Below are 21082 nucleotides of genomic sequence, written 5' to 3' on the forward strand. Positions count from 1 at the left end.
GCCCGCCCAGCGGGCGACTCGGCGAACCCTCAGGCCGATGCGTCTCGGGTCGGAGCGTCCCAGGGGACGCTCCCGCCTCCGGGCCGCTAGCGCGGTGTGAGGACCTCTTCGCGCCGGTCCCTCCGCCCTGACCGCGGCCACGTTCTAGGCAGCGTCAGAGACGTGACGTACGTTTCGGCTCCGCCAGCCACATCCGCACCCCGCCCCGACGCCCTGCATGCCCCTGGAAGCCGCCGCCCGCGAGGAGATCGACCGCGCGCTCGTGGCGTCCGGCTGGCTGGTGCAGGACCTCGCGGCCATGAACCTCTACGCCGGCCCCGGCGTGGCCGTCCGGGAGGTCCCGCTCGCCCCGGGACACGGCGTCGCCGACTACCTGCTCTACGCCGACTGCCAGGCGGTGGGCGTGGTCGAGGCCAAGCGGGTGGGGGAGACTCTCACCGGCGTGGAGATCCAGAGCGAGAAGTACGGCGCCGGCCTCCCGGCCGGCATCCCGGCGCCCGTGCGCCCGCTCCCGTTCCTGTACCAGTCGACGGGCGTCGAGACCCGGTTCACGAACCGGCTCGACCCCGTGCCGAGGAGCCGCGAGGTCTTCGCGTTCCACCGCCCCGAGACTCTCGCGGCGTGGGCCACCGCAGAGCCGCTGTGGCTCCCTCTCGCCGGCGGGGCGCCTGACCCGCGCTCGGAGCGGCCGGCCACCCTACGGGCCCGCCTCACGGCCATGCCCGGGGTGGAGCCCGGCGGCCTCTGGCCGGCGCAGCTCGACACCGTGCGGCACCTCGAAGCCTCGCTCGCCGCCGGCCGCCCCCGCGCGCTGGTCCAGATGGCCACGGGCTCGGGGAAGACCATCGCCGCCGTGGCCAGCATCTACCGGCTGCTCAAGTTCGGCGGCGCGAAGCGCGTGCTCTTCCTCGTCGACCGCGCGAACCTCGGCCGGCAGGCGCTCAAGGAGTTCCAGAGCTACCGCACCCCTGACGACGGCCGGCTCTTCACTGAGCTCTACAACGTGCAGCGCCTCACGGCCAACCGGGTGGACCCGGTGGCCAACGTGGTGATCGGCACGGTGCAGCGCCTCTACTCGATGCTCCGTGGGGAGCCCACGATGGCCGAGGAGGCCGACGAGCTGGACGCCGACACCGCGCTCGACGCCGTCGCGCTGACCGGCGACGCCGGGACGGGCGGCGGGCTCGCCGCGCTCCGCCGCGACCCCATTCCCGTCGCCTACAACCCCGACCTCCCCGTCGAGCTGTTCGACGTCGTGTTCGTCGACGAGTGCCACCGGAGCATCTACACGCTCTGGCGACAGGTCGTCGAATACTGGGACGCGTTCCTCGTCGGCCTCACTGCGACGCCGTCGAAGCTCACCTATGGCTTCTTCGACGCCAACGTGGTGCAGGAGTACGGGCACGAGCACGCGGTGGCCGACGGCGTCAACGTCGACTTCGACGTGTACCGCATCCGCACCGAGATCACCGAGCGCGGCTCGGCGGTGGAGGCCGGGCAGATCGTCGACCGGCGCGACCGGGAGACACGCCGCCGTCGGTGGGAGCAGCTCGACGAGCCGCTCGTCTACGACGCCGCGGCGCTCGACCGCGACGTCGTGGCGCCCGACCAGATCCGGACCGTGGTGCGCGCCTTCCGCGACCGCTTCCTCCCCGAGGTTTTCCCCGAGCGCACGCACGTCCCCAAGACGCTCGTCTTCGCCAAGGACGACTCGCACGCAGACGACCTGGTGAAGATCCTCCGCGACGAGCTGTCGCTGGGCAACGACGCGGTGCAGAAGATCACCTACAAGACCGGCACCGCGCGCATCGTCGAGCGCGTGCCGGGGCCCGACGGAGCCGAGGTCGAGCGCGTCACCTACAAGTCGAGCGGGGTTCGTCCCGAGGACCTCCTGCAGAGCTTCCGCAACTCCTACCACCCGCGCATCGCCGTCACGGTCGACATGATCGCCACCGGCACCGACGTGAAGCCGCTCGAGGTGCTCTGGTTCATGCGCACGGTGCGCAGCCGCACGCTGTTCGAGCAGATGAAGGGGCGCGGCGTCCGCGTGGTCTCGCCCGACGACCTGCGCGCGGTGACCCCCGACGCCGCGGCCAAGACGCGCTACGTGATCGTGGACTGCGTGGGCGTCTGCGAGGAGCCGATGGCCGACACGCGCCCGATGGACGTGCAGCCCACGGTGTCGCTGGAGCGGCTGCTCCAGGCGGTGGCGATGGGGAACGTGGACCCGGAGGTCGCCTCGACGCTCGCCAGCCGCCTCGTCCGCCTCGACGCCCGGCTCGGCCGCGACGAGCGGGCGAGCGTGGCCGCGACCACGGGCGGGCCCACGCTCCGCGACCTGGCGCACGGGATCGTCGATGCGCTCGACCCCGACCGGCAGCGCGCGGCGGCCCGCGAGGCGGCGGCCGCCGCGCCGGGCGCGCGGGTGGCCGAGCCGGGGTGGGAGCCGGGCGAGGCCGCAGTGGCGCGAGCCCGCGCCGCGCTGCTCCGGGCCGCTCTCGCTCCCCTGGCCGGCGACCCGCAGCTCCGCGAGCGTCTGCTCGACCTCAAGCGCGCGAAGGAGCAGACCATCGACACGGCGAGCGCCGACACCCTCCTCGGCGCCGGCCTCTCCCCCGAGGCGCGCGACCGGGCGCTCGGCCTGACCACGAGCTTCGAGGCGTTCCTCACCGAGCACCGCGACGAGCTCTCGGCGCTCCGACTCCTCTACGGCTCGCGCGGGCCCGGACAGGCGCGGCTCACCCGGGCGGCGGTCGAGGAGCTGCGCCGGGCGCTGCTCGACCGGCAGCCGCCGCTCGCGCTCGACGCCGTGTGGCGCGCCTACGAGACGCTCGACCGGTCGCGCGTGCGCGGCGGACCGGCGCGGCTGCTGACCGACGTCGTGGCGCTGGTGCGCTTCGCTACGCACCGTGACGACGCGCTGGCCCCGCTGCCGTCGGTGGCGCGGGCGCGGCTCGACACGTGGCTCGCGCGAATGGAGGCGGGCGGGCGCCGCTTCACCGACGAGCAGCGCGTGTGGCTCGCGATGATGGTCGACCATGTGGCGGCGGACGTGGAGATTGAGGCGGAGGACTTCGACGACCCACCGTTCACGCAGCGCGGCGGGTTGGCGGGGGCGCACCGGGTGTTCGGGACGGAGCTGCCGCGGGTGCTAGAGGAGATCGGGGAGGTGATCGCGGCATGAGCTTCACTGCTTCACTCTCTGAGTTAGTCGCCGAGAACCGAAGCGGTCTGCTCGCGTGCGCGCCCTCTTGGGAACGTGTACGCCTGGGCGACGTCGCGACGGTCCTCAACGGATTTCCGTTCCCCTCTTCGCGTTTCACCAGAGACACGGGCACGCCGCTCCTCCGAATCCGGGACGTGGCGCGGTCGTCTACCGAGGCGTACTTCGACGGGTTCGTTGACCCGGAGTTCCTGGTCCAGCCCGGGGAGCTTGTCGTCGGCATGGACGGCGACTTCAGTGCGACGCTGTGGCGAGGGCCGGTGGCGGCGCTGAACCAGCGGGTGTGCAAGCTCTCGCCCGATGAGCGGTGGTACGACCAGCGTCTGCTCGCGCTTGTCCTTCCGGGCTACCTCGACGCGATCAACGGCGCGACGTCGTCGATCACGGTGAAGCACCTGTCTTCCCGCACGGTCGCTGACATCCCGCTCCCGCTTCCTCCGCTCGCCGAGCAGCGCCGCATCGTCGCCGCGCTCGAGGAGCACCTGTCGGACCTCGACGCGGCAGTGGCGGGGCTTGAGCGGGCGCGGGCCAACGTGCGTCGCTTCGCGGACGCGGCCATCGCGACGGGCACGAACCCGCGGGCCGACTGGCCTATCGTGCCTCTTCGCGAGCTAGGCTCGCTCAAGGGTGGCGTCACGAAGGGGCAGAAGCGGCGTGCTGGCGACGTCACGCGCGCCGTGCCCTACCTCCGGGTCGCGAACGTCCAGCGCGGCCGACTGGATCTGAGCGACGTGCGCACCATCGAGGCGACCGAGCGGGAGATCGCGGAACTGCGGCTGCTCCCTGGCGACGTGCTGTTCAACGAGGGTGGCGACCGTGACAAGCTCGGACGCGGCTGGGTGTGGAACGGCGAGTTGAGCGAGTGCATCCACCAGAACCACGTCTTCCGGGCACGTTTCGATGGGAGTCGCGTGGAGTCACGGTTCGTGTCGCACTACGCGAACAGCCACGGACAACGCTACTTCCTCGACCAGGGGAAGCAGACCACCAACCTGGCCTCGATCAGCATGACGAAGCTCGGCGAGCTCCCCGTCCCGGTGCCGCCGCTTGACGAGCAGCGGGCGATCCTCTCCGAGATCGAGGAGCGTCTCGGCGTCGCGGAGCGCACCGCCGCCGACATCGACGTCCAGCTCGCCCGCGCTGCGCGCCTGCGCCAGGCCATCCTCCAGCGCGCCTTCTCTGGCCGCCTCGTCCCGCAGGACCCGACCGACGAGCCGGCGTCTGCGTTGCTCGCCCGCGTCCGCGCCGAGCGCCCGGCGCCTTCCGCGGGCCGTCGCCCCCGCGCGTCCACGCGCGCCTGACACCACTGCACATGGCCGAGATCACCCGGAAGCGCACGGGCGAGTTGCTGCGCGCCCTCTTCGAGCTGCTGATGCCGCAGGCGGACGGCATGCCCGCCGGCGAGGCCCTGCGGGCCCTCGAGAAGAAGGCACCGCCGACACCCTTCGAGCAGAGCAGCACCGAGTCGGGCGCCAGGCGGTACGAGAAGATCGTGCGCTTCGCCACCGTCGACTGCGTGAAGGCGCAGTGGATGATCAAGGCGCACGGGCGGTGGACCATCACCGACGAGGGGAGGAAGGCGTACGCGGCCTACCCCGATCCGGAGGCGTTCTACAAGCGCGCCGTGTACTTGTACCACGAGTGGCGCAAGAGCACGCCCAAGGCGACCGGGGGAGAGGAGCCGGTCGACGGCGCGGACCCGGGCACCGGCAAGGCGGCCCGCATCACGTTCGAGCAGGCCGAGGAGCAGGCGTGGAGCGAGATCGAGAAGTACCTCGCCTCGATGCAGCCCTACGAGTTCCAGGAGCTGGTCGCCGCGCTGCTTCGTGGCATGGGGTACCACGTCGGCTGGGTTGCCCCGCCCGGCAAGGACGGCGGGGTGGACATCGTAGCGTACAACGACCCGCTCGGCACGCGACCGCCGCGCATCAAGGTCCAGGTCAAGCGCCAGCAGCAGAAGGTCGCGGTCGACGGCCTCCGCTCCTTCATGGCGGTGGTCGGCGTCGACGAGGTGGGCATCTTCGTGAACGCGGGGGGCTTCACCCGCGACGCCGAGGACGAGGCGCGGTCGCAGCACGCGCGGCGCGTCACGCTCGTGGACCTGGAGCGGCTCGTCGACCTGTGGGTCGAGCACTACGCGCGGCTCGACGAGGCCGCGCGCCGCCGGTTGCCCCTGCAGCCGATCTACTTCCTCGCGCCCGAGAGCTGACCGTGGCCCTAAATGCCCACGGAGGGCTGACCGGGGAGGAGCCGCCGACCAACGCGCGCGTGCGGCGCGCGCTCAACCTGCTCAAGCCGGTCCTGGATGCGTTCATCCGGCAGAAGCTCGCTGGGGTCCCGGGCGCGCGGGTACCGCGCGACGCGGACCTTCAAGGGCTGCTGCGGGCGATGCTCGACAACCGGGGGACGTTCTTCTCGGGCCGCTCCGGCGAGGCGCTGAAGCACAACGTGAACCTGCTCCGGGGCGCCCGGAACTGGAACGCTCACGACGTGGTGCTCGACGAGCGCGAGGCGCGCCAGGTCATCGAGACGGTAGCCATCGTCGCGGAGCGGATCGGCGCTCCTCACGAGGTGATCGCTGCCACCGACGCGCTGAACGCGCCGCCGCAAGCGTTGAGCGTTCCACCGGCTGCACCCTCCGGAGCGCGCGTCCCGCCCCCCAGCCCGCCCCCGGGGACGGCCGCGGCAGGGGCGGGTGGGTCCTCCGACCGGCGCCCACCGAGGGTGCAGCCGCGCCGCGACGCGGCGGGCGTGATCGTCAACGCCGACGAGCTGACGGCCGACGAGGTGGCCCTGCAGCGCGTCCTCTGCCCGGGCTGCCGTGAGAAGGTGTTCGAGGAGTGGTCGGCAGGGTGGGACGCGCACGCGGCGCACCGCTGTGCAGGAATGACGGCCGACACCACGGAGGAGCGGAAGAGCGAGTTCCGCCGCCGGTTCGGCCACCTGTTCCGAGCACCCGCGCGCGGCGAGAGCCAGCGTGCGGTGATGCGCCACATCTGGGAGCGCTGCTGCCCCGACGACGAGCGCGCGATCCGCGAGTACGCCGATGCCGAGCAGCGCGGCGAGGTTCGCCGGACGAACAACGCCTCCGGGCTCCTGCCAGAGGGGTACGCCCGTGCGCTGCTCGCCGACGGACTGCGGAAGGGATGGCTACGTCCGTGCGGCTGACGCCCAGAAGATCCGACAGCATGGCCGCCGCCCCGGCCGTGCCCCTGCCGCAAGCGTGCCCGGCGTCCCGGCCGGCCGCGCCCCCCCATCGCGATCAACCCGCCGCGCCCGTGACGTCCGACCGCATCGTTGCCAAGCTCTGGAACTACTGCACCGTCCTCCGCGACGACGGGCTGTCGTACGGCGACTACGTCGAGCAGCTCACCTATCTGCTGTTCCTGAAGATGGCCCACGAGCGCACGCAGGCGCCGTGGTCGCAGCCGTCCGTCATCCCGGCCGGCTACGACTGGCCCGCGCTCAAGGCGAAGGAGGGTGACGCGCTCGAGGTCCAGTACCGCCACACACTGGAGGCGCTGGGCCGGCAGCCGGGCATGCTCGGCCTGATCTTCCGCAAGGCGCAGAACAAGGTGCAGGACCCGGCCAAGCTGCGCCGCCTCATCGCGGATCTCATCGACCGCGAGCAGTGGCTCGCGCTCGACGCCGACGTGAAGGGCGACGCGTACGAGGGGCTGCTCGAGAAGAACGCGCAGGACACCAAGGGCGGGGCGGGGCAGTACTTCACCCCGCGCCCGCTCATCCGCGCCATCGTCGACTGCGTGGCCCCGCGCCCGGGCGAGACCGTGGCCGACCCCGCGTGCGGGACCGGCGGGTTCTTGCTCGCCGCGCACGACTACGTCGTCCGCCACCACCCGTCGCTCGACCGCGCGCAGAAGCGCCACCTCAAGCTCGAGGCGCTGCACGGCACCGAGCTGGTGGACGGTGTCGCCCGGCTGTGCGCGATGAACCTGCTCCTGCACGGCATCGGCCCCACGGCCGGGGACACCGCCGCGCCGGCCGTGCGCGTCGACGACGCCCTTCGCGCCGACCCGGGTCAGCGATTCGAGGTCATCCTCACCAACCCGCCGTTCGGTCGGAAGTCCAGCGTGCGCGTCGTGAACGCGGAGGGCGAGGAGGAGCGACAGGACCTCACGGTCGTCCGCGACGACTTCTGGGTGTCGACGAGCAACAAACAGCTCGCGTTCGTGCAGCACGTGAAGACGCTGCTCAAGATCGGCGGCCGGGCCGCGGTCGTCGTGCCGGACAACGTGCTGTTCGAGGGCGGGGCGGGAGAGACGGTGCGCCGCAAGCTGCTCCACGAGTGCGATGTGCACACGCTGCTGCGGCTCCCGACGGGCATCTTCTACGCGCAGGGCGTGAAGGCGAACGTGCTGTTCTTCGACCGCCGCGCCGCGAGCGATCAGCCGCAGACGCGGAAGCTCTGGGTGTACGACCTGCGCACGAACAGGCACTTCACCCTCAAGACGAACCCGCTGCAGCGCGCGGACCTCGACGAGTTCGTGGCCTGCTACCGGCCCGAGAACAGATACGACCGCACGGCGACGTGGCACGAATCGGACGCGCCCGAGGGACGCTGGCGCGCGTACGACTACGCGGAGCTCGTCGCGCGTGACAAGGCGAGCCTCGACGTGTTCTGGCTTCGCGACGAGGCACTCGAGGCGTCCGCGAACCTGCCGGCGCCCGACGTGATCGCGGCCGAGATCGTCGAGGACCTGCGCGCCGCCCTGGCTACGTTCGAGGAGCTACAGGGCGCGCTGGCGGAGCGCTGATGAGCCGCCTGTGGGTGGCCACTGTGCCCATGCCCGAGGACCTCGTGTAGGACATAACGGGAGTGCGTGGCGTGCTGCGCTAGGGATCCGACCCGGAGGCTGCTCCGGGCGCGACAGCCGTGATCGGGAACAGCGCGCCGACGGGGGCGGGTGTCACGGCCGAAGGGACGCGCTGAAGGCTACGGGGCAGATGGTCGACGAAATTCCGGGCGTGGAAAGCGGGCGGGTACGGTGGGCTCACGGCAGTCACCACCCACCCACATCCCGCTCGCAGAGATGCCTACCACCTCGCTCCCCCAGGCTCTGGCTCAGACGCGCCCGCTCCCGGAGATCGGGATCCGCGCGATGCTCGCCGCCGTGCACACGCGCCTCGACGCGCTCGCTCGGCACTCGTTGCCTCTGTTGCGCGCCGAGCGCGCGTTGCTGGTCGCGCTGTGGTACTCGGAAGCCGACGATGCCGCGTTCCTGCACGTCGAGGACGGACGTGCGATCCCGTGCGACCCGACCGGCGCCGATCGCCTCGCGTCGGTCCTCGCCCGCGAGGATGCGCTCGTGCGCGAGGTGGCCGCGCTGCGCGAACTCGAGACCGCGCTCGAGACCTACGAGGCGGGCGGACGCCTCACGCTCGCGCTGATCGAGGGCATCGACGATCCGGCCGGGGATGCCGGTGACGTGCATCGGGTGCCGTGCCCGGGCGGACTCGCCCACCCTGCCACCGCGCTCGGGCGCGACCAGACCCACCGGCTCGCCGCCTACCTCGCGGCGATCGACGAGGACGTCGCCCGCGCCACGGCGAGCGGACGGACGCACGACGTCGCGTCCTACAGCGTCGAGCGGTGCGTCGTGAGCGACCGGCTCCAGCGACGCCTCACCGTGGCCGCCGCTGGGGACCGTCAGATGACGGGCCGGCCTCGCGCGCCGCGCCCGCGCGCTCCGCGGATCGCGAAGAGCGCGTAGCGCCGGTTCCGCGCACCGGGGGCGCTGCCCCGTGCTCTCGGTGCCGCCGACGCTTCGGGACCCACCCGCAGGAGCGCACTGGCGGGACACGTTTTTCGGCGCGGCCGGGAGGTGCGGGTAGGCTGACGCCGATCGCCGAGCGACTACCCAGGACACGTCACAGGAGACGATCGACATGACGAAGATGATCCGCGCGCTCACCACCCTCGACGGCCGCGTAGTCCGGGTCCCCGGTACGAAGGGATGGACCGCCGCCGCTCGCCGCGCGGTCTGCGAGGCGGAGGTCACCCGCGTCGTCGGCGCACCCGTGCGGTTCGCGCCGGCCGGGCTCGCCCACGCGGGCAGCATCAAGACGGTGGACGGCCGGCCCGACGTGGTCGCCCGCATCATGGGCGGCCTCGTGGATCGCGAACACCGCGTCTCGCTGCACGTCACGCGCGCGCACCACGAGTGGCTCGTGCGGCACCTGGCGGACGGCGGGCGCGCGTTCCAGGTCGCGGTCGCCGCCGTCGGCCCGCGGCAGCGCGGCCGCCCGACGCTCGCGCTGGTGTCGTTCGACTACGCGCTGATCGCCGCGGCCGTGACCCGCGCGTTCGGCGAGCGCGCGATCCGGCGCCTGAACCTCACGCTCGCAGCGCGCTGGGAGGACATGGGTCTCATGCTGCGGGTCCCGGAGCTGGGCATCGCGCTCGGGCACGGCGTGGGGGAGCTCGCGCGCGTGCTCGCGCACGCGCCCGGCCTGGACCCCTCGGCGCTGCTGACCACCGAGGAGCGCGTCGCGGTCGTGGCGGCGGTGCTGGAGCTCAGATACGGCCTCCGCGCGTCGGCCCCGCCGCTCGAGGCGCGCACCAAGGTCGCGCACCCGTGCATGCACGCGGTGGGGCTGCCCGACGTGCCGGCCCACCGGCTCGTCGGCCGCGTGGCGCCCTGCGCCCGGCCGCACATCGCGACCCTCGAGCGCGCGGACCTGATCGGCGCCCCACAGACGGCGCACCTGTTCGCGCGGCCGGAGCAGGAGCTCACGATCGTCGAGGTCGAGCACCGTACCCACGACGGCGTCGACAAGCTGCGGGACCGCTTCCACGCGGCCGAGGCGCTCGGGCTGCAGGTGCGCGCCGGCCTCCTGGTCGTCCGTGACGGGCACGAGGACCGGTTTCGCGAGCGGCTGGCGCGCTCCACGGCCGTCGTGCGCAGCCGGACCCGCATCGAGCCGATCTCCCGGTGGTACGCGGAGTACTGCGTGCTCCGCGACGCCCACGTCGCCGCCCAGCGCGCCCTCGTGCGGCGCGCCGCGGCCTGAGCCGCCTGTGGTGCGCGCCGGTTGCCCGAGGGTGTGGCGGCCGGCGCGCGGCGATTTTCGGTCCAGGCGAGCGGCGCGGGTAGGGTGCTGGCATGACCACTCCATCCGAGAACCCCGGCGCCTCGTCGCCGCCCGACGGCGGCCAGGTGCAGCTGGATCTCTTCCCACCCGCGCCGGCCGGCACTCCCGCCAGGCCTACGGGCATCAGCCGCGCGGTCGCGCGGGCCTCCGTCAGCCCCGGGTGGTGGCCCCTCGTCGAGCTGCTCTACAACGTGTGGGCGAGCGACGGTCTCGTGGTGCATGTCTGCCACGAGGCGGACGGCACGCTCGCGCTCGAGGCGGAGTTGCCCGACGGCGCTGAGACCGTCGCCCCGCTGCTCCAGCGCATCCGCGCGCGGGCTGCTCGCACGTGCGGCTGCTGCGGCGTCGAGCGCGGGGCGCCGTATCGGCGAAACGTCGCCGGCCCGACGCGTGTGGCGTGCGGCCCGTGCCGCGAGCGGCTCGGGGCCGGCGAGGCGTACCTCGTCATCGCCGACGAGTACTGGCGGCTCGACGGGTCGCGCCGCGTGCCGCCCCTGGTGAGCGCCGCCGCCACCGGGCGCTCCCACAACGCCCCACTCCCGCCCGCCCCGCTCGCGTCCTCCCCGCTGCGCCCGTGCACCACGCTGCCGCCGGAAGCGCTCCGCGCCACGATCGCGGAGATCCGGGCGGCGATGCTCGCGGAGATCGTCGGGCAAGACAAGGCCGTGGCGCGCCTCGCGCTGCTTGCCGGGCTCCACGTCGGTGGCGGTCTGTCGAGCGGCGGCCGGGCCCTCGTCCTCGGCCCTTCGGGGGTGGGGAAGACCGCGACCATCGACGCACTCCGGCACGCGCTCGAGGTAGGAGGTTGGGACGTGCCGGTCGTCGTGGTCGACGCGCTCGAGCTGACGTCCCCGGGATGGAGTGGCGCGCCGTCGATCGGGGACCTGATCAGCGCCGCCATCGCCGGCGCTGCACCCGACTCGCCGCGGGCGCGGCGCGCCGTGATCGTCATCGACGAGATCCACCACGCTGGCGTCCGCCCGGACGTGCACGGCAACATGGCCGCCAAGCGCCAAGAGGTGCTGGCATCGCTGCTCGGGCTCGTCGGGCACGGGAGCGTGCAGCTCGGCGACACCGGCGGCGCGTGGTCGAGCCGGGAGGCGCTCGTGATCGCGATGGGTGCGTTCACAGGCTTGTTGGACCTGCGGGGCGCGCCGAGCATCCAGGCGCTGGTGCACGCGGGGCTCCCGCTCGAGCTGGCGACGAGGTTCGAGGAGGTCGTCCTCCTGCGCCGGTTGCCCGAGCGCGAGCTTCGCGCGGTGCTCCGTCGCTGGCCGGCGCTCGGGAGCCTCACGGACGTGTGCGAGCGACTCGGCTACACGGTGCGCATCCACGCGGAGGCGTACGCCCGGGCGGCGCGGGCCGTGGTGCTCGGGCAGGACGATGCGACGGCCCGCACGGCCGGCGGCTGGCTCGTGGCGGCGCTGCGGGAGGTGCTGATCGCCGCCCTCGCGGCGCCCGACCATCGCGAGCTCGTGGTCGCGCCGGACTCACTGCCGATTCCCGCCTCGGCGGCGCGCCACCGGCCTCCGGACGATCCGCCGGATTCTCCGGGCGGCTGGGCGCGACGATCATCCTGACGCCGCGCTCATGTTCCGGCCCCCGGGGACGGTGCAGCGAGACATCGCGGTGTTCGCGAGCACGCGCCCTGGCGCCACGGAGGTAGCTCAACACGGCGCGGGTGGGCCCGAGAAGGCCCACCCGCGCCGTGCCGATGGTGCACTGTCCCCGAACTGTCCCGGCGCGCGGCGTGTCGCGCCTACCGGTTCGGCCCAGCTGCACTCACCCGTCGGCGATGCAGTGCTCGCAGGCGGTGCGGCCGGCCGACCAACGGCGGTCGCAGCGTCAACACGACTCCGGCCGTGCCACGCTGCGCGCCCAGGCGTAGGAGCCGAGATGCCGCGATCGGCCCATGCTGCCCCCGGCCTGTAGCTCGCGGATGTAGGCCTCCGCGGCGGCGCGGTCGAAGTGCAGCCTACCCATCACGTCGAAGCCGGCGTCGAGCCGCTCGCGCGTGCCCGGCACGGCTAGCAGCGCGTAGAGCTTCGTCTTGCCGATGCGCAGGGCGGAGCGGAACTCGGCGGCGTACATGCGGGGCTGGAACGTCATGGGTCCTAAGGCGAAGGGAGGGGCGGGCCGGCGTCTCCGACCCGCGTCATCCTCACCGAGCACCCACCCGCACACCCCCGTCTACCCCCTCACGCCGCTCGCCGGCGTCGCCGCCGTTCGGCTGCCGTCGGCCCTGTCTCCAGCTGGGGGAGCGCCGCGTCGGGGCGATCGGGATCGAAGGCGTCCCAGAAGGCGTCCCAGTCGTCCCCGTCACGCAGCTCGAGCATCCGAGCGATGACGCTGTTGAACCACCGCGGATTCTCGGGTCCGCGTCGGTGCATGCGCTCGTTCATGGCCGCGCTGATGTGGACGTAGTGCTTGCGCAGCGTGGCCTCGGAGTCGTTGGTACGCACACACGCCGTCGTCCAGTCGCCGAGCACGCCCCCGAAGTAGTTGCCGACGAGGAGCCGCACGTAGTGCGCGGAGAAGATGGCGCGGTACTCCTCCGTGAGGGCCGGGTCGTCGTAGTCCGGCACGTTCATACGGAGCACGTCGCGAACGATCGCGTGGAGTGACCGGCCGAAGATCTCCGAGAGGGAGTCGGTCGACATGTGGCCGCGCCAGCCCGCCGCCGTGCGCTGTCGCTCGCTCGGACGCGGCGTCACCCAGACCGCGTAGCCGTCGTCAGCCGGGTCGAAGGCCTGCACGTCGGGGAGAACGCCCGCCCGTACCAGGGCCCGTGCCCGCCCCTCGGTCCAGAACACGTGGAAGAGCCGGTGGTCGACGATCCCGGGGGAGAGCCGCCGCTCCCGCTCGTTCGGCGTGGTGCCGCGTGTGTCCACCTTGAGGCTCACCTCGTGCTCGTCGAGGCCGGAGAACCGCGTCCGGATCTCGCTGACGCCCACCCACCGGCCACGCGCGTCGCGGATGGGCGTGACGACGACGTGCTCACCCGCGATGGCGCCGGAGTAGTTCTTGACGCGCAGGGAGTCGTCCGCGAGTACCGCGGTCGTGACGTAGTCGCGTACGGCGTTGTGGAAGTCGTCCACGAGCTTCTGGCTCTCTCGCGACTCGAGGTGACCGAGGCGCGCGCGCCGCTCTTGCACCTGCGCCTCGAGGTGCAGAGCGCGACGGCGCAGATATGGAAGGCCCAGGCAGACCAGCTGCGGCCACGTCAACACCAGCTTGCCCTTCGCCTTCCGGCCGACGAGGTGGCGCGGCTTGTTGTACGTCTCCATGTGCCCGGTGAGCTCCTCGTACGCGACACGCGCCGGTACCCACTTCTCGGGCGACTTCTGGAGGAGCGTCGTCCCGAAGAACCGGTGCGCGATCATGAACGCGATCTCCACCTGCTGCATCAGCTTCTCGGTGTAGACGGGGACCTCGTCGTCCTCGTGCGCGGGGTTCTTGAGCGTAAGGGGAGAGTGCTCGTAGCTCCGTCGCGCGGAGATGTCGGCCAGCCGGCGCATGAGCGGCTGCATCTCGACCGGCGCTGCCGACTCGCCAAGGAGCTCGGCCAGCTGGTCGTCCCGCTCGGTCGTCGTGCCGGTGATCTGCACGGCGACCCGGTGTGTCCACAGCGCGTACCACGTGAGCGTCGGGAGCGCGATCTCCCGCGCCTGTCCGTGGCTCTCCTGCAGACGGATGAGCGAGGCCACGATCCAGCTGGCCGTGTCGGCGAGGCTGCGCTCCCATGCGGGGCTCAGGCCGGCGTGTCGGCCCGCGTTGGTCACCTCCTCCACGGCGGCGCCGAGCTTCGGGGCGAGCGCCTTCACCATGTCGAGTGGCGTGAGGTCGAGCGGGTTCGTCGCGACTCCCGCCCGGCGGAGGAGCTCGGGGTGGTCCGGCAGGCCGCGGATGCCCTGCCCGCGGGGCGTGACCACCTCGTAGCAGCGCGGCAGGTCGGCCGCGCCCAGGAGGTCGGCGGCCTTCCGGTAGGCACCGAGCTCGTAGTGGACCCGCGATCGGCTGCGACCGACGCGAGCGCCCATCGCCATGACGGCGTCGAAGTCGTCGGGGATGACCGTCGGGTCGGCCACGCCATTGGCCAGGAGCAGGTCCTGGAAGCGGAGCAGGGCGGCGGGGTAGTTCCGACGCAGGCCGGTCGCCTCGGCGTCGCGAACGAGCGCCTCGTAGAGCGGCTCGAACGGCGGCAGCACGCGCGACGGATCCGCCGGCTTGCGCTCGGTGACGGCGTCGCGGCCGGTCACCACGCTGACGAAGAGGCGGACGTTGCTGCGCTCCTTGCCGGGGTCCGACCGCTCGACGGCGCCGAGGTACGCCACGTCCGGCAGCGACGCGAAGAGCGGCGCCATCTCCGTCGCCTCGAGCTCGGCGTCGGACAGGCAGCGGTCACCGTGCATCGGGATGAGCGCGTGCCGCACGGCGGCGCGCACGTTGGAGAGGATCGGGTCGCGACGGCTCTTCGGGAACCGGCCGGCGCGACCGGTCTTGCGGTTGACGATCTCGCCGGCGTCGGCCTTGGCGAGGAAGGTGGCGATGCTCTCGGCGAGGGTTGGCATCTTACGATGGGAGGGAGGTGGAGGGGGAGGTCGCGGAGTCGTGCGGGCGCTCGTGGCTTGCGATCGCGAGGCAGTGCGGGACGGTTCGCGGCGGTTCGCAGGGGCGTAAGTCCAACACTTTCCCGTCCGTTGCGTCGGCCTTTCCGAACACAGTCCCGAGCCGCGGGCCAGGGAATCCGCCTCGGCCGCGGGTGTCGCCGTTCATCTCGGTTCGCGACAACGTCTTAGGCGAGCGTGGCCGGCCCGCCCGCCGCGACCACGAGGAGCGAGCGATCGTAAGGCCCGGAGCGCCGCTACGGTGATACGACCACCGTGCGCTCACGTCCGGGCAGCCATCAACGGCCCGGGGCGGGCCGGGGAGCGGACGACACCGGCCGGCTCACGGACGGTGGCGCTCGACGCTCCGATCGTGAGCGGTGTGGGGCTTCCCGCGGCGCCGAGACCCTTCCCGATGCGTCACACCGCGACGCGTGTGGGATTCGGAGCTCCGGGGGCGCGCGGGTAGGTGAGGTCTGCGGCGACCGGCGCTCGGTCGAACGCGAGAACTCACTCTTTCCCGAGGCATCGCGATGCGCACCGATCCCCGTCAGCTCGACCTCTTCGAGACCACCTCGCCGCTGCCCGCACACAGCCTGGTCTCCTGCGGCGGCGCGAGCGGGCGCGCGACGCACCAGCCGCCGTGGGCGCGGTCGGCTACGACGCCGCGAGTCGGCACCGGGATGTACGTGACGATCCCGGGCGGGTGGGACGAGCCGCCGAACGCGGAGTGCGTCGCCTGTGGGCGGATGGGTGGTGGCCACGCGCAGGGCTGCCTGGTCGCGGACCACGAGCAACGCGAACGCGCGTGCTGGGAGGACGCCCAGCTGGAAGCTGGCGATCCGGCGTTGTGGGCCGACATGATCGCCGCCACGACGGACGCGGTGCAGTGCGCGCAGCTACCGATGCCGTCCGCGTGAGAGACGCCGCGTTCCCTGGCTGACATGGGAACGCTCGAGACAGCCGACGGTTTTCGGACGAGCCGGATGACGAGGGTAGGGTGGGCCCGTTCACCGAGTCGCCCCCCCCTCGCACCCGGAGGCCCACGTGTCCGCCACCCCGCGACTTCACACCGCCGGCGACCACGAATGCTCGCCTGGAGGCGCACAGGTGTCCGCACCAGCGGCGGCATCGACAGGTGGTCACTGTGTCGGGCGTGTTGACGACGGCCATGCGCCCAACACGGGAGCTGCGCGCGTCGACCGCTTCGCCACGAGGCTGACGACACGCTCGGTCACCACCACGACCCACGTCTCGCTGTCGCGGGTTCGGCGGCGCGACCAGTGTGAGCTCGCGGACTGGTGGGCGACCACCGGCGCGCACGGCGGCTGGCGGCCGGACGCACCGGTCGAGGTGCGGGTCGCTCACGCGTTGAAGGGACTGACCAGCGTGCCCGCTGTGTTGGGCGTGGGGATCCACGACGCGTTCGCGCGGATCACGCGGGCGCTGCGAGACGGCCGACGACCGCCGGCCTACGAGGAGCTGTACGAGGGCATGCGGGGGCGCCTGAACGCGGCCGCGCGGAACCGGGACGTGGGCGGGTGGCTCGCCGATGACCGGCGGGGACCGCTCCTGCGCGAGGTGCTGCTCGGCGAGTGGCCCGAGGGGCGCCCGCCAGTTGCCATCGTCGAGGCGACACAGGCCCGCGCCGCCGGCCTCCTGCGCCGACTGCTGTCACACCCCGTGCTCGCGGACCTCGCCGCATGCGGCCGCGGCGACATCCTGGCTTGCGACAGCCTCGAGGCGACGCTCGTGGAGATGGTGGGCGTGCCGGTCCGCGTCTATGCGGCGCCGGACGTCGCCTACATCAGCCGCGCACGCATCGAGCTGCCCGACGTCGGCGTCCCGCTCCCGGCCGGCACCGCCGTCATCGCCGACGTCAAGAGTGGCCGGGTCGGCGATCGGATCGAGGCGGCTCGGTCGCAGCTGCAGGTGTACGCGTGGTACGCCGTGACGCACCTTGGAGTGCGCTACGGGCCGACCGGGTGCATCGCGGCGCGGGTCGTCGACCTGTCCGCCCGGACCCCGGGGGAGTCGGATGTCTGGTGGGCGTTCGGGCCGGCCGACGTCGAGCAGGGACGGCGAACGCTCGAGCGCTGCGTCGAAGGGATCGCGGCCCAGCAGGACGCCACTGGCATGATCGACCGGGATCGGGTCAGCCGGACGCCGACCGCCTGCCGCTGGTGCAACTGGTCGGTCATCTGCGCCAACCCGGAACTCGCGCCGCCCGCATGGCGCCAGTACCTCGACAGCGCTGGCGCGAGGGAGTCCGGTGACCGCCCAGGCCTTTAGGGCACTTCTCAAAGGCGATCGGCCCCTCATACCCTGGCCCTCAGACCTGCCGAGCACATCCGCTCGGAGGCGAAGACACCAGTGGTCGGGTGGGCCATGGCTGCAGCGGCGGGGGGCGGCGACAGCACGCGGGGGGCCGGCAACGGCGCCCCGGGGCTGTCCCTACCCGAGCACCTGCGGTCCCTGATCAGCCCGGACGTACTCGTGGCGCGCCGTGCCGTCGTACAGGTGCGCGCGACCGACCCCCACGATCTCGTGCGCCGCAGGCGCGTGGCGGAGATCGTGGCGAACTCCCTGCTCGAGGATTTCGATGACGCAGCGTGACTTCCGTTCCTGGCGCGAGCGACTCGTCGCGTGGGTCGCCCGCGTGGGCGCCGTTGCCGGGACCATCCCGAGCCGCATCCGCTACTCGCGTAAGAGCACCGAGTCGCAGGATCGGCAGGTGCACTCGCACGACCAGCAGTCGGCGGAGGCGGACAAGAAGTGGGGCGCGATCGACCGTGAGTTCGTCTGGGCGGACGACCGCTCCGGCACCACGTTCGACCGCCCCGAATTTCAGGACATGCTCGCGTTCTGCCTGGCCAACCCGCGGAAGAAGAGTGATCCCGGGCGCGTGGAGATCTACGACCCGAGCCGGTTCGGCCGCATCCTCGACTCGGAGGGGGCCCCCGACATCATGGCGTTCCTCGCCGTGTACTCGCAGTTCGAGAGCGCGGGCTGGCAGCTGCACTTCGTGACGGTCCAGCGCACCGGCGATGGCCTCGTGGACGCGGTGACCATGGCGTTGTACGCGTACGCGGCCGCCCTCTACTCGGTCAACCTCTCGAAGAACGCTCGTCGCGGCCGCGTGAAGCACGCCGCGGACGGGTGGTGGACCGCCGGCACCGCGCCCTGGGGGACGCTCCGCAAGGACACGAGCACGAACCGCATCCTGAAGCCCGGGCAGCGTTCGGCCGCTGGTGGAGGGGGCGTCATCCTGGTCGGGGACCAGCCGGTCCTGAAGCTCTGGCGGAAGTCGGCGCTGCGCATCCTGGGCGGCGCGTCGCTCGACAAGGTGGGCGCGGAGCTGTACGAGAAGGGCGTCCGAGGGCCGAAGGGTGGGAAGCTGGGCCACAGCTCCATCCGCAATCTCCTCACGAACCGCGCCCTGATCGGGCAGGTGGAGTACCACGACCAACCGGACGACGAGGGCAACCGCGCGCGGCGCCGCGTGAAGGCCAAGTGGGAGTCACTGGTCGACGTCGAGCTCTTCGAGAAGGTGTCGGAGCGGCTCAAGCGCGAGCCGGCTGAAGACGGTGGCGAGCGGCGCCAGCGTCGTCGGCGCGATCTGTTCCCCATTCGACCTGTGTGCGCGCACTGCGGCGTCGACTACAACGGGGGGCGCCTCGGCGCGGGCCAGGGGAGCGCCCGCGTGTACGCGCACGCGCAGCCGAAGGCGCGCGCGAACGAGACTGCCTACCAGCGCCGCAAGGAGGCGGGCTGCAAGGTCTGGAACGTGGACGCGCTCGAGCTGGAGGAGAAGATCAAGGACCTGATCGTCTCGGAGCGCACGAGCGTGGAGTTCCAGGACGACGTGCGTGCGCTGCTGCTGGAGCGCGACGAGTTCCGGAAGAGCGCTGCCGACGCGGTAACCGCGGCGCGCGCCTCGCTCGAGCAGCTCACCGCGAAGCAGAAGGACCTCGCCCGCGCCGTGGCGAAGCTCGCGGGCCAAGAGGGCTTCGACGACAACCCGCTCCTCGGAGAGCTCGACGTCGTCCGGCGGCGGATCCAGTCCGCGCGCGAGGAGCTGGCGCGCGCCGAGCGTTTCGCGCAGTCGCGCGAGAACGCGTGGGAGCGCCTCTGCGGGATCATCCACGAGACGCGGAACATCGCCGCGGCCTGGGCGAAGAGCGGCCCCGAGGAGCGGAAGATCCTGCTCGACTACTGGGTGTACGACGTGCTGATCGTGGTGGAGCCGATCCCGGGGAAAAAGCGCGCGAACCGGAAGACCGCGGTCGTCACGCTGCGCACGGCGCCCAACGCGCCGAAGCACTTCGCGCTCGGGGGCGGTCAGCCCCCGAGCGCCGCCAGCGCGGACCGCAGCTCCCCGGCCACCCCGGGGTCGTCCTCGGACGAGAGCCGCTCGCGCAGCGGCTGCAGCGCGGCCGGGGAGCCGATCCTCCCCAACGCCCATGCCGCGTGCCCCCGGACCAGCGGCTCGTCGTCCGCGAGCACCGCGACGAGCGCCGGGATGTCGTCCGGCGCCCCCACGTTCCCCAGCACCACCGACGCGTTGCGCCGGAGCCCCCGCAGCTTCGCGCGCTTCATGGGCGAGCCCTTGAACGAGGCCGAGAACTCCGCCTGCGACATGGACAGCAGCGAGAGCGCGAGCGACCGCGCGTCCTTGCCCGCGAGCGCCGCCCTCGGCGCGTACGGCGAGTCCTCGAACAGCTCGATTGAGAACTTACGGTTATACGGACACACGTCCTGGCACACGTCGCACCCGTAGATCCGATCCCCCACGCCGTCGCGCAGCGCCTCCGGGATCCCCCCCCGCGCCTCGATGGTGAGGTACGACACGCACCGCGTCGCGTCGAGCGTCCGCGGCGCCACGAACGCGCCCGTCGGACACGCGTCCAGGCACCGCGTGCACGTCCCGCAGCGGTCCGCCTCGAACGGCGCGTCCGGCTCCAGCTCGAGGTCGAGCAGCAGCGCGCCGAGGAAGAAGAAGGAGCCGAGCGTCGGGTTCACGAGCATGGTGCTCTTGCCGAACCAGCCGAGCCCCGCGCGGCGCGCGAGGTCGCGCTCGAGGATCGGTCCCGTGTCGACGTACGCCTTGCCCGCGACGTCGCGTCCGACGCGCTCGCGCACCCCGTCGTGCAGCGCGCGCAGCCGCTCCGCCATCACGTCGTGGTAGTCGACGCCGCGCGCGTAACGAGCCACCGGCCCCGCCGGCTCGCGGCCGCCGTAGCTCATCGCCACGACCACGGCGCTCAGCACCCCCGCCACCGGCCGGCGGAAGTCGCGCCGCTTCTCGGCCCCGCGCTCGAGCCACGGCGTCATCTCCCCGGCGTACCCCTCGGCGAGCCACGCGTCGAACGCGGCGGCGGTTTCCGCCGGCCCGAGCCGCGCGATGCCGACGAGGTCGAAGCCGAGCCCGTAGGCCTGTGCCTTGACGAGGGATTCGAGCGAGGGAAGGGCCGCCGTGATCATCTTTGTCGTCCGATCCACCGCGCGTACCGGATCACGTCCTCGGCCGGCGGCACGGCCTCCTCGTCGCCGTAGGCCGTGTACATGCGCCACCGCACGTACTCGGACGGCGGCAGCGGCAGGAACGGCAGCCGACGCCACCAGTCGCGCGCCCGGAACCGCCACGCGACCCGCAGGAGGTCGGCAGCGAGGCCGGGGCGCACGGCGGCGCGCGGCGCGAGGGCGAGCACGAGACGGAACCAGCGCATCTCTCGAATCTCACGGCACCGGCATGCTCTATCAACTCGTCTCCCTGGTCGGCGCGGCGATGATCCTCGCCGCCTACGTCGCCTACCAGCGCGGCCGCATGGGCCGGGAGGACACGCTCTACAACCTCCTCAACTTCGCGGGCAGCGGGCTGCTGACCTGGATCGCGGCCGTCGACCGGCGGTGGGGGTTCATCATCCTCGAGGGAAGCTGGGCGCTGCTCTCGCTCTGGCCGCTGCTCCGGCCCGCCGGAAACGCGAAGCGGTGAGAGCCGCATCCGCCGCCCCACCACCCGTCGATCCGTTCGTGCGCGCCGATCGAGACCTTCACACGTCGGTCGCGCCCCATCCGCCATACCGCCAGCGCAGTACCGCCAGCGCCGTGCACGGCGCCTTTCCCACCGCCTTCAGCT

15 protein-coding genes and 1 pseudogene are annotated in these 21082 nt (G+C 72.5%); 12 read left to right on the forward strand and 4 right to left on the reverse strand.

Annotated elements, in window-relative coordinates:
• The first annotated feature begins 217 nt into the window (after window positions 1–217).
• From J421_RS11465 to J421_RS11500, 8 genes are all read left to right on the forward strand, one after another.
• Entirely contained in the window at window positions 218–3184 is a 2967-nt protein-coding gene (locus J421_RS11465) for a type I restriction endonuclease subunit R (protein WP_025411318.1), read from the forward strand.
• Window positions 3181–4524, forward strand: coding sequence for a restriction endonuclease subunit S (locus tag J421_RS11470; RefSeq protein WP_104022529.1), 1344 nt, complete (start codon window positions 3181–3183; stop codon window positions 4522–4524). Before J421_RS11465 ends, J421_RS11470 begins: the two co-directional genes overlap by 4 nt.
• An 11-nt stretch (window positions 4525–4535) precedes the next feature.
• The gene (locus tag J421_RS11475) at window positions 4536–5432 is read left to right on the forward strand and encodes a restriction endonuclease (RefSeq protein WP_025411320.1); all 897 of its coding nucleotides are present in this window, start codon (window positions 4536–4538) and stop codon (window positions 5430–5432) included.
• A gap of 59 nt (window positions 5433–5491) precedes the next feature.
• The gene (locus J421_RS11480) at window positions 5492–6391 is read left to right on the forward strand and encodes a hypothetical protein (protein ID WP_025411321.1); all 900 of its coding nucleotides are present in this window, start codon (window positions 5492–5494) and stop codon (window positions 6389–6391) included.
• Between the two features lie 110 nt (window positions 6392–6501).
• Window positions 6502–7998, forward strand: a complete 1497-nt coding sequence (locus J421_RS11485) for a class I SAM-dependent DNA methyltransferase (RefSeq protein ID WP_025411322.1) — start codon at window positions 6502–6504, stop codon at window positions 7996–7998.
• 150 nt (window positions 7999–8148) lie between these two features.
• Entirely contained in the window at window positions 8149–8955 is an 807-nt protein-coding gene (locus J421_RS11490; protein ID WP_148306268.1) for a hypothetical protein, read from the forward strand.
• A gap of 175 nt (window positions 8956–9130) precedes the next feature.
• A complete protein-coding gene (locus J421_RS11495) occupies window positions 9131–10255 on the forward strand; it encodes a hypothetical protein (protein WP_025411324.1) in 1125 nt (374 codons plus the stop codon).
• Between the two features lie 92 nt (window positions 10256–10347).
• The gene (locus J421_RS11500) at window positions 10348–11916 is read left to right on the forward strand and encodes an ATP-binding protein (RefSeq protein WP_025411325.1); all 1569 of its coding nucleotides are present in this window, start codon (window positions 10348–10350) and stop codon (window positions 11914–11916) included.
• Window positions 11917–12181: 265 nt separating this feature from the next.
• Here the strand turns inward: J421_RS11500 and J421_RS11505 are convergent, their stop codons facing one another.
• The gene (locus J421_RS11505; protein ID WP_025411326.1) at window positions 12182–12445 is read right to left on the reverse strand and encodes a hypothetical protein; all 264 of its coding nucleotides are present in this window, start codon (window positions 12443–12445) and stop codon (window positions 12182–12184) included.
• An 89-nt stretch (window positions 12446–12534) separates the two neighbouring features.
• Window positions 12535–14907 carry a hypothetical protein gene (locus J421_RS11510; RefSeq protein ID WP_025411327.1) on the reverse strand — a complete coding sequence of 791 codons (2373 nt, stop codon included), beginning with the start codon at window positions 14905–14907 and terminating at the stop codon, window positions 12535–12537.
• A 569-nt stretch (window positions 14908–15476) separates the two neighbouring features.
• On the opposite strand from J421_RS11510, the gene J421_RS11515 reads away from it, so the two are divergent.
• The 3 genes and pseudogenes from J421_RS11515 to J421_RS33940 form a co-directional block, all read left to right on the forward strand.
• Window positions 15477–15863: a hypothetical protein gene (locus tag J421_RS11515; RefSeq protein ID WP_025411328.1), complete on the forward strand. Its 387-nt coding sequence runs from the start codon at window positions 15477–15479 to the stop codon at window positions 15861–15863.
• Between the two features lie 190 nt (window positions 15864–16053).
• Window positions 16054–17235 (forward strand): PD-(D/E)XK nuclease family protein, encoded by a 1182-nt coding sequence (locus J421_RS11520; protein WP_148306269.1) that lies wholly within the window; start codon window positions 16054–16056, stop codon window positions 17233–17235.
• A gap of 310 nt (window positions 17236–17545) precedes the next feature.
• Window positions 17546–18502: pseudogene (locus J421_RS33940) on the forward strand (recombinase family protein); the annotation flags it as partial.
• A gap of 782 nt (window positions 18503–19284) precedes the next feature.
• Here J421_RS33940 and queG read toward each other — a convergent pair.
• Both queG and J421_RS33375 read right to left on the reverse strand, forming a co-directional pair.
• The gene (queG, locus tag J421_RS33945; RefSeq protein WP_236646241.1) at window positions 19285–20445 is read right to left on the reverse strand and encodes a tRNA epoxyqueuosine(34) reductase QueG; all 1161 of its coding nucleotides are present in this window, start codon (window positions 20443–20445) and stop codon (window positions 19285–19287) included.
• Complete coding sequence (locus J421_RS33375; protein ID WP_025411333.1) at window positions 20424–20672, reverse strand: hypothetical protein; 249 nt, start codon at window positions 20670–20672, stop codon at window positions 20424–20426. Before J421_RS33375 ends, queG begins: the two co-directional genes overlap by 22 nt.
• Window positions 20673–20695: 23 nt before the next feature.
• Here J421_RS33375 and J421_RS11545 point away from each other — a divergent pair, with 23 nt between their 5' ends.
• Window positions 20696–20938, forward strand: coding sequence for a CBU_0592 family membrane protein (locus tag J421_RS11545; protein WP_025411334.1), 243 nt, complete (start codon window positions 20696–20698; stop codon window positions 20936–20938).
• The last annotated feature ends 144 nt before the right edge of the window (window positions 20939–21082 follow it).

The organism is Gemmatirosa kalamazoonensis (genome assembly GCF_000522985.1).
GTDB classification, from domain to species: domain Bacteria; phylum Gemmatimonadota; class Gemmatimonadetes; order Gemmatimonadales; family Gemmatimonadaceae; genus Gemmatirosa; species Gemmatirosa kalamazoonensis.